Genomic DNA, 14839 nt, shown 5'->3' on the forward strand with positions numbered 1-14839 from the left:
TAGCTCGAGGAGCACGCCCTTGAGATCCCCCCACGTACGCACCCGCACGCGCGTCATCGGCATCCTGCTGACCCTGGCGCTCGCGATCCCGCTCACCGTGCTGGCCACCCTGGCACCGTCGAGCACCGCCGGCGCCGCGACGACCCCCGCGGGCCCCAAGGCCGCCGGCGTGAAGATGGGTTACTTCACCGAGTGGGGCGTCTACGACCGCAACTACCACGTGAAGAACATGGACACCTCCGGCACGGCGGAGAAGATCAACACCATCAACTACGCCTTCGGCAACGTCCAGGGCGGCCGCTGCACCATGGGCGACTCCTTCGCGGCCACCGAGAAGAGCTACACCGCCGACCAGAGCGTCGACGGCGTCGCCGACACCTGGGACCAGCCGCTGCGCGGCAACTTCAACCAACTGCTCAAGCTGAAGAAGAAGCACCCGCACCTCAGGATCCTCTGGTCGTTCGGCGGCTGGACCTGGTCCGGCGGCTTCACCCAGGCCATGCAGAACCCGGCCGCCTTCGCGCAGTCCTGCTACGACCTGGTCAACGACCCGCGCTGGCAGGGCCTGTTCGACGGCATCGACCTGGACTGGGAGTACCCCAACGCCTGCGGGCTCACCTGTGACAGCAGCGGCCCCGCGGTGATGAAGGACATGATGCAGGCGTTCCGCGGCAAGTTCGGCGACCAGTTGGTGACGGCGGCCGTGACCGCCGACGCCTCCGCCGGCGGGAAGATCGAGGCCGCCGACTACGCCGGGGCGGCCCAGTACGTCGACTGGTACAACGTCATGACGTACGACTTCTTCGGCGCCTGGGACGCCCAGGGCCCCACCGCCCCGCACTCCCCGCTCGCCGCGTACGACGGCATCCCGAAGCAGGGCTTCGACTCCACCGCGGCGATCGGGAAGTTCAAGGCCGCCGGCGTCCCGGCGAACAAGCTGCTGCTGGGCATCGGCTTCTACGGCCGCGGCTGGACCGGCGTGACCCAGGCCGAGCCCGGCGGCACCGCCACCGGGCCCGCGCAGGGCAAGTACGAGCAGGGCATCGACGACTACAAGGAGCTGAAGGGCAAGTGCCCCGCCACCGGCACCGTCGGCGGCACCGCGTACGCCCACTGCGGCAACCAGTGGTGGAGCTACGACACCCCGCAGACCATCGGCGGGAAGATGTCCTGGGCCAAGCAGCAGGGCCTCGGCGGCGCGTTCGTCTGGGAGCTGAGCGGTGACACCGCGAACGGCGAGCTGATGTCCGCCGTCAACAGCGGCCTCGGCTGAGGCCGTTCGGCCGGCCGCCGCGCCGGCCGGAGCCCGGGACGGTGGTGTCGCCCCCACCGACCCGGGCTTCTTCCATTTGGTCCAGACCTATTGACCGCATTGGTATGTACCAATAGCCTCCCTGGCGAGTGAGTGTCATGGCATGAACAAATATCTGGCTCGTGTACGACGGGCGGCCGTACGCGCGGACGCGCCGCCCGCACCTGACGGAACGGCACTCGACGAGGGAGACACACCTTGAGATCCCCCACCGGCAGTCGCCTGCTGAGACGCGCCACGGCCATCGTGGCCGCCGTGGCCATCCCGCTCGCCGCCATGGTCGGACTCGCCAGCCCCGCCCAGGCGGCCGGCGCGACCGCGACGTACCAGAAGGCATCAGACTGGGGCACCGGCTTCGAGGGCAGGTGGACGGTGAAGAACACCGGCACCGCGCCCCTCTCCTCCTGGTCCATTTCCTGGGACTTCCCCGCCGGCACCAGCGTCACGTCCTCCTGGGACGCGGACGTCACCAACACCGGTACCCGCTGGACCGCCAAGAACAAGTCGTACAACGGCAGCCTGGCCCCCGGCGCCAGCCTCACCTTCGGCTTCAACGGCTCCGGCAGCGGCGGCGGCAACGTCGCCAACTGCACCCTGAACGGCGACCCCTGCGACGGCGGCGGCGTCCCCGGCGACAGCGCCCCCTCGGCTCCCGGCACGCCCAGCGCCGGGACCATCACCGACACCTCCGTCGCGCTGAGCTGGACGGCGGCCACCGACGACAAGGGGATCAAGAACTACGACGTGTACCGCGGCAGCACCAAGGTCGCCACGGTCACCGACACCAAGTACACGGACACCGGCCTGACCGCCGGCACCCCGTACACCTACAGCGTCCGCGCCCGCGACACCGCGGACCAGGTCGGCCCCTCCAGCGGCTCGCGTACCGTCACCACGACGGGCGGCGGCGGCCCCGGCGGCGGCAAGATCAAGATGGGGTACTTCACCGAGTGGGGCGTCTACCAGCGCAACTACCACGCGAAGAACCTCGACACCTCCGGCACGGCGCAGAAGATCAACACCATCAACTACGCCTTCGGCAACGTCCAGAACGGCCGCTGCACCATGGGTGACTCCTACGCCGCGATCGAGAAGGCGTACGGCGCCGGCGAGAGCGTCGACGGCGTGGCCGACACCTGGGACCAGCCGCTGCGCGGCAACTTCAACCAACTGCTCAAGCTGAAGAAGAAGTACCCGCACATCAAGATCCTCTGGTCCTTCGGCGGCTGGACCTGGTCCGGCGGCTTCACCCAGGCCATGCAGAACCCGGCCGCCTTCGCGCAGTCCTGCTACGACCTCGTGTACGACCCCCGCTGGCAGGGCCTGTTCGACGGCATCGACCTGGACTGGGAGTACCCCAACGCCTGCGGGCTCACCTGTGACAGCAGCGGCCCCGCCGTCATGAAGAACATGATGCAGGCGTTCCGCGCGAAGTTCGGCAACAAGCTCCTCACCGCCGCCATCACGGCCGACCCCTCCAGCGGCGGGAAGATCGACAAGGCCGACTACGCCGGCGCGGCCCAGTACGTCGACTGGTACAACGTCATGACGTACGACTTCTTCGGCGCCTGGGACGCCCAGGGCCCCACCGCCCCGCACTCGCCCCTCACCGCGTACGACGGCATCCCGATCGCGGCGTTCAACTCCGACGCCGCGATCCAGAAGCTGAAGGGCATGGGCATCCCGTCGAGCAAGCTGCTGCTCGGCGTGGGCTTCTACGGCCGCGGCTGGACCGGCGTGACGCAGAGCGCGCCCGGCGGCAGCGCGACCGGGCCCGCACCCGGCAAGTACGAGCAGGGCATCGACGACTACAAGGAGCTGAAAGCCAGGTGCCCGGCCACCGGAACGGTCGCGGGCACGGCGTACGCCCACTGCGGCAACCAGTGGTGGAGCTACGACACCCCGGCGACACTCACCGCGAAGATGACCTACGCCAAGAACCAGAACCTCGGCGGCGCGTTCATCTGGGAACTCAGCGGTGACACCGCCAACGGCGAGCTGATGACCGCGGTCCACAACGGTCTCGGCTGACCCTCAGACGGGCCTGAGCCCGGGGTATCCGGCGTGCGCTCGCCTCCCCGCCCCGGGTTCAGGCCCTTTCCCGTTCCCACGGACGAGTGCGCTCAGGCGCTACGCCACGTTGACGCGCTGGCCCGGAGGGGCCGCCTCCAGCCAGGCGAGAAAGCCGGTGAGCGCGTCCTCGCTCATCGCCAGCTCGATCCGGTCCTCGTCGTGCCGGCAGGCCAGCACGACGGCGTCGGAGAGCAGGGCGAGCTCCTCCTCGCCCGCGGGGGCGCGGCGCTCCAGCACCTCGATGCCGTCCCGCCGCAGCACGCGGCGCGGCCTCGGTGCGTAGGAGAAGACGCGGAACCACTCGATGACGTCACCGCTGTAGCGGGCGACGCCGTACGCCCAGCCCTTCCCCGGCCGGTCGGCACGGGCGGACCAGCGCAGGCTGCAGTCGAAGGTGCCGCCGGCCCGCTGGATGAGCCGGCGGCGCAGGCCGAAGAGGAAGAGGCCGAGCAGCAGCAGGGCGACCACCGCCCCGGCCAGCAGCAAAGCGAGGAACATCTCCACAGACCTCCTCGCCGCTCCTCTCGCGTGGCCTCAGTGACCCGCCACGGCCAGGAGCCGCACTTCCGCGCGTCGCTCCGCTCCCGCGTCCGCGTCGGCCTTGGCCCGCTCCAGGGCGCGCTCCGCGCGCTCCACGTCGATCTCGTTGGAGAGCTCGGCGATCTCGGCGAGCAGCGAGAGCTTGTTGTCCGCGAAGGAGATGAAGCCGCCGTGCACGGCCGCCAGGACCGTGCCCTCACCGCTGGCGCCCGTCGTACGGATCGTCACGGGACCCGACTCCAGCACCGTGAGCAGCGGCTGGTGTCCGGGCATGATGCCGATGTCACCGGACGGGGTGCGCGCGATGACCCGGGCGGCCTCGCCGGACCAGACGCTACGGTCCGCGGCGACCAACTCGACGTGCAGCTCGGCCACGATGGCTCCTCAACTGGGGTTTAGCAGAGAATAACTGGTTTGCGGGCCGGGGGCGGGGCGAACCCCGCCCCCGGTTGGCTCGGAGCCGGTGAAAACCGCGGGCGCACCGGTCAGGAGACGCCCAGCTCCTTCGCCTTGGCCTTCAGGTCCTCCAGGCCACCGCACATGAAGAACGCCTGCTCGGGGAAGTGGTCGTACTCGCCGTCGGCGATCGCGTTGAACGCCGTGATCGACTCGTCCAGCGGCACGTCGGATCCGTCGAGACCGGTGAACTGCTTCGCCGCGTGGGTGTTCTGCGACAGGAAGCGCTCGATCCGGCGGGCGCGGGAGACGGTGAGCTTGTCCTCCTCGGACAGCTCGTCCATACCCAGAATGGCGATGATGTCCTGGAGATCCTTGTACTTCTGCAGGATCGCCTTCACGCGCGTGGCGCACTCGTAGTGCTCCTGCGCGATGTACCGCGGGTCGAGCACCCGGGAGGTGGAGGCCAGCGGGTCCACCGCCGGGTAGATGCCCTTCTCCGAGATCGGACGGGACAGCTCCGTCGTCGCGTCCAGGTGGGCGAAGGTGGTCGCCGGGGCCGGGTCGGTGTAGTCGTCCGCGGGCACGTAGATCGCCTGCATCGAGGTGATCGAGTGGCCGCGGGTCGAGGTGATCCGCTCCTGGAGCAGACCCATCTCGTCCGCCAGGTTCGGCTGGTAGCCCACCGCGGAGGGCATGCGGCCCAGCAGGGTGGAGACCTCGGAGCCGGCCTGGGTGAAGCGGAAGATGTTGTCGATGAAGAACAGCACGTCCTGCTTCTGCACGTCGCGGAAGTACTCCGCCATCGTGAGACCGGCCAGGGCGACGCGCAGCCGGGTGCCCGGCGGCTCGTCCATCTGCCCGAAGACCAGCGCGGTCTGCGGGAGCACGCCGGACTCGGCCATCTCCGCGATCAGGTCGTTGCCCTCACGGGTGCGCTCGCCGACGCCGGCGAACACCGAGACGCCCTCGTGCAGCTTGGCCACACGCATGATCATCTCTTGGATGAGGACGGTCTTGCCGACACCCGCGCCGCCGAACAGGCCGATCTTGCCGCCCTTGACGTACGGGGTGAGCAGGTCGACGACCTTCAGACCGGTCTCGAACATCTCGGTCTTGGCTTCGAGCTGGTCGAACGGGGGCGCCGTGCGGTGGATCGCCCAGCGCTCCTGGATCTCCGAGTCGTCGACCTCGTCGTTGAGGATCTCACCCAGGGTGTTGAACACGCGGCCCTTGGTGACGTCGCCGACGGGGACCGTCAGGCCCTCGCCGCTGTCGGTCACCGGGGCCTGGCGGACCAGGCCGTCGGTGGGCTGCATCGAGATGGCGCGGACCAGGCCCTCGCCGAGGTGCTGCGCGACCTCCAGGGTCAGCACCTTGATCTCGCCCGCGTTGGCGGGGTCGGCGACCTCGACGGTCAGGGCGTTGTAGATGTCGGGCATCGCGTCGACGGGGAACTCCACGTCGACGACCGGGCCGATGACCCGCGCGACGCGGCCGGTCGCGGTGGTGGTCGTGGTCGTAGCAGTGGTCATGGTTATCGGTCACTCCCCGCGGAGGCGTCGGCCAGAGCGTTCGCGCCACCGACGATCTCGCTGATTTCCTGGGTGATTTCGGCCTGGCGGGCCTGGTTGGCAAGCCGCGTGAGCGACTTGATGAGCTCCTCGGCGTTGTCCGTCGCCGACTTCATCGCACGGCGGGTGGCGGCGTGCTTGGAGGCGGCCGACTGCAGCAGCGCGTTGTAGATCCGGCTCTCGACGTACCGCGGCAGCAGCGCGTCGAGCACGCCGTCCGCGGACGGCTCGAAGTCGTACAGCGCGTGGTACTCCTGCTCCTTCTTGCGCGCCTCCTCGAAGACCTCCATCGACTCCTCGGCGGTCTTCTCGAAGACGATCGGGAGCAGCCGCCTGTCCACCGCGGTCTGCGTCATCATCGAGTGGAACTCGGTGTAGACGATGTGGATCTCGTCCACGCCGCCCTCCGAGGTCTCCTTGCTCAGCGCCTCGATGAGCGGCGCGGCCACCCGCTTCGCGTCCGCGTACGTCGGGTTGTCCGTGAAGCCGGTCCAGGACTCGGCCACCCGCCGCTCGCGGAAGCCGAAGTAGGACACGCCCTTGCGGCCGACGATGAAGTGGTCGACCTGCTTGCCCGCGCCGGTCAGCCGGTTGGTCAGCGCCTCGGTCTGCTTGATGGCGTTGGAGTTGTAGCCGCCGGCCAGACCGCGGTCGCTGGTGATCATCAGCACCGCGGCCCGCACCGGCCGCTCCACCTCGGTGGTCAGCGGGTGCTTGGTCTCGGAGCCCGCGGCCACCGCCGTGACGGCGCTGGTCAGCTCGGTCGCGTACGGGGTGGAGGCCGCCACCTGGCGCTGCGCCTTGACGACGCGCGAGGCGGCGATCATCTCCATCGCCCTGGTGATCTTCTTGGTCGCAGAGACGCTACGGATCCGCCTCTTGTAGACCCGCATCTGGGCGCCCATGCTCAGCCCTCGCCCAGCAGCTTGCCGTCCGAGGTCTCGAACTGCCGCTTGAAGGACTCGACGGCCTCGCGGAGCGCCTGGATGGTCTCGTCGGGCATCTTGCCGCCCTCACGGATGCCGGTGAGCAGGTCCTTGCTCTCCCGGTGCAGGTGGTCGAGCAGCTCGCGCTCGAACCGCTTGACGTCCGCGACGGGCACGTCGTCCAGGATGCCGTTGGTGCCGGACCACACGGACACGACCTGGTCCTCGGTGGGGAAGGGCGCGTACTGCGGCTGCTTCATCAGCTCCATCATCCGCTGGCCCCGCTCCAGGGCCGCCTTGGAGGCGGCGTCCAGGTCGGAGCCGAAGGCGGCGAACGCCTCCAGCTCGCGGAACTGCGCCAGGTCCAGCTTCAGCCGCCCGGAGACCTGCCGGATCGCCTTGTGCTGGGCGGAGCCACCGACGCGGGAGACGGAGATGCCGACGTTCAGCGCCGGGCGCTGGCCCGAGTTGAACAGGTCGGACTCCAGGAAGCACTGGCCGTCGGTGATGGAGATCACGTTGGTCGGGATGTACGCCGACACGTCGTTGGCCTTGGTCTCGATGACCGGCAGGCCCGTCATCGAGCCGGCGCCCATGTCGTCCGAGAGCTTGGCGCAGCGCTCCAGCAGCCGGGAGTGCAGGTAGAAGACGTCACCGGGGTACGCCTCGCGGCCCGGCGGGCGGCGCAGCAGCAGCGACACGGCGCGGTACGCCTCGGCCTGCTTGGACAGGTCGTCGAAGATGATCAGGACGTGCTTGCCCTGGTACATCCAGTGCTGGCCGATGGCCGAGCCGGTGTAGGGGGCCAGGTACTTGAAGCCCGCCGGGTCGGACGCCGGGGCCGCCACGATCGTGGTGTACTCCAGCGCACCGGCCTCCTCCAGCGCGCCGCGCACGCCGGCGATGGTGGAGCCCTTCTGGCCGATCGCCACGTAGATGCAGCGGACCTGCTTGTTCGGGTCGCCGGAGCGCCAGTTGTCGCGCTGGTTGATGATCGTGTCGATGCCGAGGGCGGTCTTGCCCGTCTGCCGGTCACCGATGATCAACTGGCGCTGGCCGCGGCCGATGGGGGTCATCGCGTCGACGGCCTTGTAGCCGGTCTCCATCGGCTCGTGCACCGACTTGCGCTGCATGACCGTGGGAGCCTGCAGCTCCAGCGCACGGCGCCCCTCGGTGGCGATCTCGCCGAGGCCGTCCACCGCGTTCCCCAGGGGGTCGACGACCCGGCCCAGGTAACCGTCGCCGACCGGCACGGAGAGGACCTCGCCGGTACGGGTGACCGGCTGCCCCTCCTCGATGCCCCTGAACTCGCCGAGGACGACCGCACCGATCTCCCGCTCCTCAAGGTTGAGGGCGAGGCCGAGGGTGCCGTCCTCGAACTTCAGCAGCTCGTTCGCCATCGCCGAGGGCAGTCCCTCGATCTTGGCGATGCCGTCCATGGCCTGCGATACCGTGCCGACCTCTTCGCGCGAGGCCGCGTCCGGCTGGTACGACTGGACATAGCTCTCCAGCGCGTCCCGGATCTCCTCCGGCCGGATCGTGAGCTCCGCCATCTGGGTTCCCTGCTCTCCTTGTTGGGCCCGTAAGTTCTTGCGTCCACGGCCCAACTCGGGCCGCTGGTGATGCTCTGGAGTTGGTATGTGACGATCGGTGACCGTCAGCCCGCCATCCCGCGCTTCACCTCGTCGAGGCGGTCGGCGACGGAGCCGTTGATGACCTCGTCGCCCACCCGCACCGAGATCCCGCCGAGGACCGCGGGGTCCACGTCCAGGTTCAGGTGCATGTCCCGGCCGTACAGCCGGGTCAGCGCGGCGCCCAGGCGCTCCTTCTGCCCGTCGCTGAGCGGCACGGCGGTGGACACGACCGCGACCATCCGGTCCCGGCGCTCCGCGGCGAGCTTGGACAGGGCCTCCAGGCCCCCTTCCAGGCTACGACCCCGCGGCCGTTCGACGAGCCGCACGACCAGCCGCTCGGTGACCGGGTTGGCCCGGCCGCCCAGCAGCGTGTGCAGCAGCCCGGCCTTGGCGGCGCCGGTGCCCACCCGGTCGGTGAGCGCCCCGCGGAGCTGCTTGTCGCCCGTGACGATCCGGCCGAACCGGAACAGCTCGTCCTCCACCTCGTCGAGCTGCCCCGCCCGCTGCGCGGCGGTGAGGTCGGCGGTGTCGGCGAGCTCCTCGAGCACGTCGACCAGGTCACGCGCCCGCGACCAGCGGGCCCGTACCATCCCGGCGACCAGGTCGGCGGCCTCGCCGCCGATCTGCCCGCCGAGCACCCGGCCCACCAGCTCGGCCTTGGCCTCGCCGGGCTGCGCCGGGTCGGTCAGCGCCCGCCGCAGCGTCACCTCGCGGTCCAGCAGCGCGGTCACGGCGGCCAGCTCCCCGGCGAGCTTCGCCGCGTCGACCGAGGTGTTGTCGGTCAGCGCGTCGAGCTGCTCCCGGGCGGCGGCCAGTGCCTCGCGGCTCGCTCCGTTCATCGGTCACGCTCCTCGACTCGCTCGCTGGCGCTCGCTCGGCTCGTCGCCGTTCCGGCGTTCATGCCCCGGCCTCGGCCTTCGTCCCGGACTGGGCGGCGGCCTTGGCCTCCAGCTCGTCCAGGAACCGGTCGACGACGCGGCTCTGCCGGGCGTGGTCCTCCAGGGACTCGCCGACCAGCCGGCCGGCCAGCTCGGTGGCCAGCGCGCCGACGTCCTGGCGCAGCGCCAGCGAAGCGGCCTTCTTGTCGGCCTCGACCTGGGCGTGACCGGCAGCGATGATCTCCTCACGCTGCCGCTGGCCCTCGGCCCGCATCTCGGCGATGAGGGCCGAACCCTGCTCGCGAGCCTCCTCGCGGAGCCGGTTGGCCTCGTGCCGGGCCTCGGCGAGCTGGGCCTTGTACTGGTCCAGCGTCTGCTCCGCCTCGATCTGGGCGGCCTCGGCCTTCTCCATGCCGCCTTCGATGGCCGCCTTGCGCTCCTCCAGCACCTCGTTGATACGCGGCAGGAGCTTCTTGGCCAGCAGGCCGAAGACGATGAGGAAGGCGATCAGGCCGATGACGAGTTCCGGCAACGGCGGGACGAGAGGGTTCTGGTCCCCTGATGCCGCGATCTGCTGGAGGTTCACATCGGTGCCTTTCGTCGTAAGGAGTCCGCTCAGGACGGGTAAACGAACGGCATGACGATGCCGATGAGGGCGAGCGCCTCACAGAAGGCGAAGCCCAGAATCATGTTCTGCCGGATCAGGCCGACCGCCTCGGGCTGGCGGGCCATGGCCTGCACGCCGTTACCGAAGATGTAGCCGATGCCGACACCGGGGCCGATCGCGGCGAGGCCGTAGCCGATGGAGCCGAGGTTGCCCTTGATCTGTGCGCCGGCGGCGAGAGTCTCCATGACAGCCATGGGTGTTTCTTCCTTCTCTTCTACGGGCCGGTGGGGGTTGGCCACCGGACGATTCGGGGTGGTGCGGATGGTGCGGTGGCTCAGTGCGCCTCTTCGAGCGCGCCCGAGATGTAGCTGGCGGTCAGCACGACGAACACGTATGCCTGGACGGCCTGGATGAACAGCTCGAAGGCGATCATCACGAGCACCATCACGAAGGCCACGGGGGCGTAGGCGAAGCCCCAACTGTTCATGAAGAACCAGGTGGCGATGGTGAACATCACCAGCAGCAGGTGGCCGGCGAACATGTTCGCGAAGAGCCGCACCGCGTGCGTGAAGGGCCGCACGAGCACGTTGGAGAAGAACTCGATCAGCATGACCAGCGGCAGCACGCCGCCCAGCGACTTGTCGTACCCGGTGAGGTTCTTGAACCCGCCGGCGAGGCCGTGCCGCTTGAAGGTCAGGGTCATCCAGGTCACCCAGACCAGGATCGCCAGCGCGGCGGGGAAGGCGATGATCGAGGTCACCGGGAACTGCGCGAGCGGGATGATCGACCAGAGGTTCATCAGCCAGATGAAGAAGAAGAGGGAGACCAGCAGCGGCACCCACTTCTCGCCTTCCTTCTTGCCGATGGTCTCGTAGACGATGCCGCGGCGGACGAAGTCGTAGCCCGACTCGGCGACCATCTGCAGCTTGCCCGGGACCACCTTGGGGGTGGCGAACGCCTTCCAGAAGAAGACGCAGAGCACCAGGGTCGTCACCAGCGCCAGCAGGATCGGCTTGTTGAACTCGAAGCCGCCGATCGTGAACATCGGCTTGAAGACGAACGAGTGCAGGCCGGGGGACTGGAAGCCGCAACCACCATCAACGAAGATCTTGCAACTCGCGTCGAAAGCGAGCGTCGTATCAGCAGCACTCACCGGCGAGCTCCTTCGGCGTGACGCATGGCTACGGCAACCTCAATGTGTCGGCGTTGTGCACCGCTGGAGAGCGGTACGTGACAGGACGGGATACGGCCGGCGGGGTGCGGTGCGGCCCTGTGGCCCACTGCGCACACGCGCACCGGCGCGGCAGGGGGACCATAGCAGTCGCGGATCACTGCTTGGCCAGCGGGTCTCATCGCCCGGCCTCGGTGGCCGTACCGGAGCGATGTTCACCCGCTCCGGTTTCTCGCTCCGGTTCCACGTACGGCAACTTCAGCCGGAAGTGGGTACGGCCCATGGCGGCGGTGAACACCAGCGCCGCGGCGAGCACCGTGAAGCCGAACGCCTTGGTGTTGAAGAGCGTCGTGTCCTTGAACAGGCCCATGACGACGGCGAGCAGCAGCACCTGCGAGGTGTAGGTGATCATCGCGATCCCGAGGAACAGCTCGGGGTTCTTGCGCGAGAAGTGCTGGAGTGCGAAGAGGCCGAGACAGAAGAAGGCAAGGACCACCACGGTGGCAGCGGCGGCTCCCACACCACCCTTCACACCGGCCGCGAGTGAACTGATGATCACTGCGACGACGCCGGCGAGGGCGGTCGGGATCGCGGCGCCACGGAGGATCCGGGCGTCGTTGACCTGCATATGAGGAGTCTCCGGCGGGAGTCGGGAGCAACTGGTCGACGGTGACGAGCATGTCCCCGGGGCGGGTGCACCGCATCGAGGGGCATCTGCGCCAGAGAACCGTCGCACTACGGTCCTTCGGCTCTGCACCGGGTTCTCGTGAACGGTATCACAAGCATCTTGACCCGAGCTTTACTCAGGAAGTGTGCTGCCCGTCACACGAAAGGGCTACGTCGGCCACGTCGCTCCGCTCACCTGGAGATATGCCTGCTACGGAGGTCAATGTCCGGCCCGGCGCCAGCGCGAGCGCTCCCCCACGGCCGTGGAACCGCTGATGCCCGCGGGCACGAGCTCGTGCTCCTGTGAACCCGGCGCCCCCTTGGCGCCGTTCGCCCCGTCTGCACCGTTTGCGGCGCTTTTCCCGTTCGTCCCGTCGGCCGTGGCACCGCCGGCCGGCGCCGGGTCGCCCTGCGGCCCCGTACCGTCGCCCGGGCCCTCGCCGCCGGGCCCGTTGCCGGTGTCGCCGGGGCGGCGGTAGCGCGGCGGTACGAGCCTGTTGGCCCAGGACGGCGTCTTCGGGGCGAACCGCGGCAGCAGCAGCAGGACGAGCCCCGCGGCGCTCAGCCCGACCGCCACCAGCACCACCCAGACGTTGTCGGCCTGCACCGAGAACGCCACCATCCCGAACGCGACCAGCGCCGACCAGAAGTACATGAGCAGCACGGCCCGCATGTGCGAGTGGCCCATCTCCAGCAGCCGGTGGTGCAGATGCCCCCGGTCCGCCGCGAACGGCGACTGGCCGCGCCAGGTGCGCCGTACGACGGCCAGCACCAGGTCCAGCATCGGGATCGCCAGGATCGTCAGCGGCAGCACCAGCGGGATGAACACCGGCACCGTCGAGCGCACGGCCTCCTTCTCGCTGCCCGCGAAGACCTTCAGCGCGTCCGGATCCACCTGCCCGGTGATGGAGATCGCCCCGGCGGCCAGCACCAGGCCCAGCAGCATCGAGCCCGAGTCGCCCATGAAGATCCGCGCCGGGTGCACGTTGTGCGGCAGGAAGCCGACGCACATGCCCAGCAGCACGGCGGAGAAGAGCGCGGCGGGGGCGGCGGCCTCGATCCCGTAGCCGAACCAGATGCGGTACGCGTAGATGAAGAACGCCGCCGAGGCGATGCCCACCATGCCGGCGGCAAGCCCGTCGAGGCCGTCCACGAAGTTGACGGCGTTGATCGAGATGACGACGAGCGCGACGGTCAGCAGCGTGCCCTGCATCGGCGTCAGCACCACCGTGCCCACGCCCGGCACCGGGATCCACAGGATCGTGAGGCCCTGGAGCACCATGACGCCCGCGGCGATCATCTGCGCGCCGAGCTTGAGCAGGGCGTCCACGCCCCATTTGTCGTCCAGCACGCCGATCAGCCAGATCAGCGCGGCGCCGGACAGCAGCGCCTTGGGCTCGTTGAGCTCGAAGACCCGCTCGAATGCCTGCAACTGCGACGCGACGAGCAGCGCGGCGCACATCCCGCCGAACATGGCGATGCCGCCGAGTCTCGGCGTCGGCTCGCTGTGCACGTCACGGTCCCGGATCTCCGGCATCGCGCCGGCCGCGATCGCGAACTTCCGCACCGGGCCGGTCAGCAGATACGTGACAGCGGCTGCGATGCACAGCGTCAGCAGGTATTCACGCACAAGCTGCCCCAGAGGTTTCGCTGTTCCGTTCAGCCACACACATTAGCCCGCTCCCGGGCCTCCGTTCTCCGGGTACGGACGCAAGGCCCGTCCGGGCCGTACAGAAATAGACCCGCGAGGCGCCCGACCGGTTGCATCCGGCCATCGTCAGGCGGCCGCCGGCACCCCTGTGAGCGCCGTCACCACCGGGTCCAGCGCCTGCCCGATCTCCTCGCCGATGCGCCGGAAGTACGGCACGGGCGCCCCGTACGGGTCGTACACCTCGTCCGCCGCCGGGCTGGGCGCCAGCAGCCAGCCCCGCAGCGCCGCCGCGGCCTGGACCAGCGCGTGCGCGCGCGCCACCGCCCCCTCGCGGGCCGGCGGCAGCGTGGCGGAATCTATGGCGCGTACCAGCCGGGCGAATTCCTTCAGCGTGAACGTGCGCAGCCCCGCGGAGTGGCCCATGGAGATCACCTGCGCCCGGTGGTCCCGGGTCGCGGTCAGCACCAGATCCGCCCGGATCACGTGCTCGTCGCGCAGCTCCCGGGCCGCGAACCCGTCCGGGTCCGCCCCGGACTCCCGCAGCACCGTCGCCGCGTGCGCCTCCATCGGCGCGCCCTCGTGCCCCCAGGTGCCCGCGCTCTCCACCGCGATGCCCGCCGCGGGCCGCGGGCCGAGGCGCACGTCGAGGGCATGCCGCGTCAGCCGCTCGGTGATCGGCGAGCGGCAGACGTTGCCGGTGCTGACGTGGAGGATCCGGAATCCCTGTATGTCCCCCGTGCGCCCTTCGGGCGCGGTCAACTGGCGACCTCGAGCCCGCCTGCGACCTCGCGCAGTTGCTCCGCGGTCACCGCGCCCTCGCGCAGCAGCACCGGCGTGCGGCCGGTGATGTCCACGATCGAGGACGGCACCGCGGCCGGCGTCGGGCCGCCGTCGAGATAGACCGAGACCGACTCCCCCAGCATCTCCTGGGCGGCGTCGCAGTCCTGCGGGGCGGGGTGGCCGGTGAGGTTGGCGCTGGAGACGGCCATCGGGCCGACCTCCTTGAGCAGTTCGAGCGCCACCGGGTGCAGCGGCATCCGCACCGCCACCGTGCCGCGGGTCTCGCCCAGGTCCCAGGTGAGCGACGGCTGGTGCGTGGCGACGACGGTCAACGCACCCGGCCAGAAGGCGTCGATCAGCTCCCACGCCTCCTCGCTGAGGTCCTTGACGAGCCCGTGCAGCGTGTTCGGCGAGCCGATGAGCACCGGGGTGGGCATGCTGCGCCCGCGGCCCTTGGCGTCCAGCAGCGCCGCCACCGCCTCGTCGGCGAAGGCGTCGGCACCGATGCCGTAGACCGTGTCGGTGGGCAGGACGACCAGCTCGCCGCGGCGGACTGCGGACGCGGCCTCGCGCAGCCCGGTCTTGCGATCGGCCGCATCGCTGCAGTCGTAGCGCCGTGCCATGTCAATCT

The 14839-nt window shown here is 69.7% G+C and carries 15 protein-coding genes; 2 read left to right on the forward strand and 13 right to left on the reverse strand.

Features of this window, described 5'->3' with window-relative positions; genetic code table 11:
* The first annotated feature begins 19 nt into the window (after positions 1 to 19).
* On the forward strand, positions 20 to 1273 hold the full coding sequence (locus ACFYVJ_RS24155) for a glycoside hydrolase family 18 protein (RefSeq protein WP_388895002.1): 1254 nt from the start codon (positions 20 to 22) through the stop codon (positions 1271 to 1273).
* Positions 1274 to 1588: 315 nt separating this feature from the next.
* Positions 1589 to 3343 carry a glycosyl hydrolase family 18 protein gene (locus ACFYVJ_RS24160; protein ID WP_388895083.1) on the forward strand — a complete coding sequence of 585 codons (1755 nt, stop codon included), beginning with the start codon at positions 1589 to 1591 and terminating at the stop codon, positions 3341 to 3343.
* Positions 3344 to 3442: 99 nt separating this feature from the next.
* On the opposite strand, the gene ACFYVJ_RS24165 is transcribed toward ACFYVJ_RS24160, so the two are convergent.
* The 13 genes from ACFYVJ_RS24165 to ACFYVJ_RS24225 all read right to left on the reverse strand — a co-directional run bounded on the left by ACFYVJ_RS24165 (position 3443) and on the right by ACFYVJ_RS24225 (position 14831).
* A complete protein-coding gene (locus tag ACFYVJ_RS24165) occupies positions 3443 to 3883 on the reverse strand; it encodes a DUF2550 domain-containing protein (RefSeq protein ID WP_018842171.1) in 441 nt (146 codons plus the stop codon).
* Between the two features lie 36 nt (positions 3884 to 3919).
* Positions 3920 to 4300 carry a F0F1 ATP synthase subunit epsilon gene (locus ACFYVJ_RS24170; protein WP_388895005.1) on the reverse strand — a complete coding sequence of 127 codons (381 nt, stop codon included), beginning with the start codon at positions 4298 to 4300 and terminating at the stop codon, positions 3920 to 3922.
* A 110-nt stretch (positions 4301 to 4410) separates the two neighbouring features.
* Positions 4411 to 5856: a F0F1 ATP synthase subunit beta gene (gene atpD, locus ACFYVJ_RS24175; RefSeq protein ID WP_388895007.1), complete on the reverse strand. Its 1446-nt coding sequence runs from the start codon at positions 5854 to 5856 to the stop codon at positions 4411 to 4413.
* A 2-nt stretch (positions 5857 to 5858) separates the two neighbouring features.
* The gene (locus ACFYVJ_RS24180) at positions 5859 to 6800 is read right to left on the reverse strand and encodes a F0F1 ATP synthase subunit gamma (RefSeq protein ID WP_388895009.1); all 942 of its coding nucleotides are present in this window, start codon (positions 6798 to 6800) and stop codon (positions 5859 to 5861) included.
* Between the two features lie 2 nt (positions 6801 to 6802).
* A complete protein-coding gene (gene atpA / locus ACFYVJ_RS24185; RefSeq protein WP_388895011.1) occupies positions 6803 to 8374 on the reverse strand; it encodes a F0F1 ATP synthase subunit alpha in 1572 nt (523 codons plus the stop codon).
* A 104-nt stretch (positions 8375 to 8478) separates the two neighbouring features.
* A complete protein-coding gene (locus tag ACFYVJ_RS24190) occupies positions 8479 to 9294 on the reverse strand; it encodes a F0F1 ATP synthase subunit delta (RefSeq protein WP_388895013.1) in 816 nt (271 codons plus the stop codon).
* A 58-nt stretch (positions 9295 to 9352) separates the two neighbouring features.
* Complete coding sequence (locus ACFYVJ_RS24195; RefSeq protein WP_388895015.1) at positions 9353 to 9919, reverse strand: F0F1 ATP synthase subunit B; 567 nt, start codon at positions 9917 to 9919, stop codon at positions 9353 to 9355.
* Between the two features lie 29 nt (positions 9920 to 9948).
* Positions 9949 to 10194, reverse strand: coding sequence for an ATP synthase F0 subunit C (gene atpE, locus ACFYVJ_RS24200; RefSeq protein ID WP_388895016.1), 246 nt, complete (start codon positions 10192 to 10194; stop codon positions 9949 to 9951).
* Positions 10195 to 10274: 80 nt separating this feature from the next.
* The gene (atpB, locus tag ACFYVJ_RS24205) at positions 10275 to 10985 is read right to left on the reverse strand and encodes a F0F1 ATP synthase subunit A (protein ID WP_388895086.1); all 711 of its coding nucleotides are present in this window, start codon (positions 10983 to 10985) and stop codon (positions 10275 to 10277) included.
* Between the two features lie 304 nt (positions 10986 to 11289).
* Complete coding sequence (locus tag ACFYVJ_RS24210; RefSeq protein ID WP_388895018.1) at positions 11290 to 11739, reverse strand: hypothetical protein; 450 nt, start codon at positions 11737 to 11739, stop codon at positions 11290 to 11292.
* A gap of 258 nt (positions 11740 to 11997) precedes the next feature.
* The gene (locus ACFYVJ_RS24215) at positions 11998 to 13407 is read right to left on the reverse strand and encodes an MraY family glycosyltransferase (protein ID WP_388895019.1); all 1410 of its coding nucleotides are present in this window, start codon (positions 13405 to 13407) and stop codon (positions 11998 to 12000) included.
* A 147-nt stretch (positions 13408 to 13554) separates the two neighbouring features.
* Entirely contained in the window at positions 13555 to 14187 is a 633-nt protein-coding gene (locus ACFYVJ_RS24220) for a protein-tyrosine-phosphatase (protein ID WP_388895021.1), read from the reverse strand.
* Positions 14184 to 14831, reverse strand: a complete 648-nt coding sequence (locus ACFYVJ_RS24225) for an L-threonylcarbamoyladenylate synthase (protein ID WP_388895023.1) — start codon at positions 14829 to 14831, stop codon at positions 14184 to 14186. The genes ACFYVJ_RS24220 and ACFYVJ_RS24225 overlap by 4 nt, the downstream gene beginning before the upstream one ends.
* Positions 14832 to 14839: the final 8 nt, after the last annotated feature.

The sequence above is a fragment of the Streptomyces sp. NPDC004134 genome (genome assembly GCF_042874195.1).
Classification (GTDB): domain Bacteria; phylum Actinomycetota; class Actinomycetes; order Streptomycetales; family Streptomycetaceae; genus Streptomyces.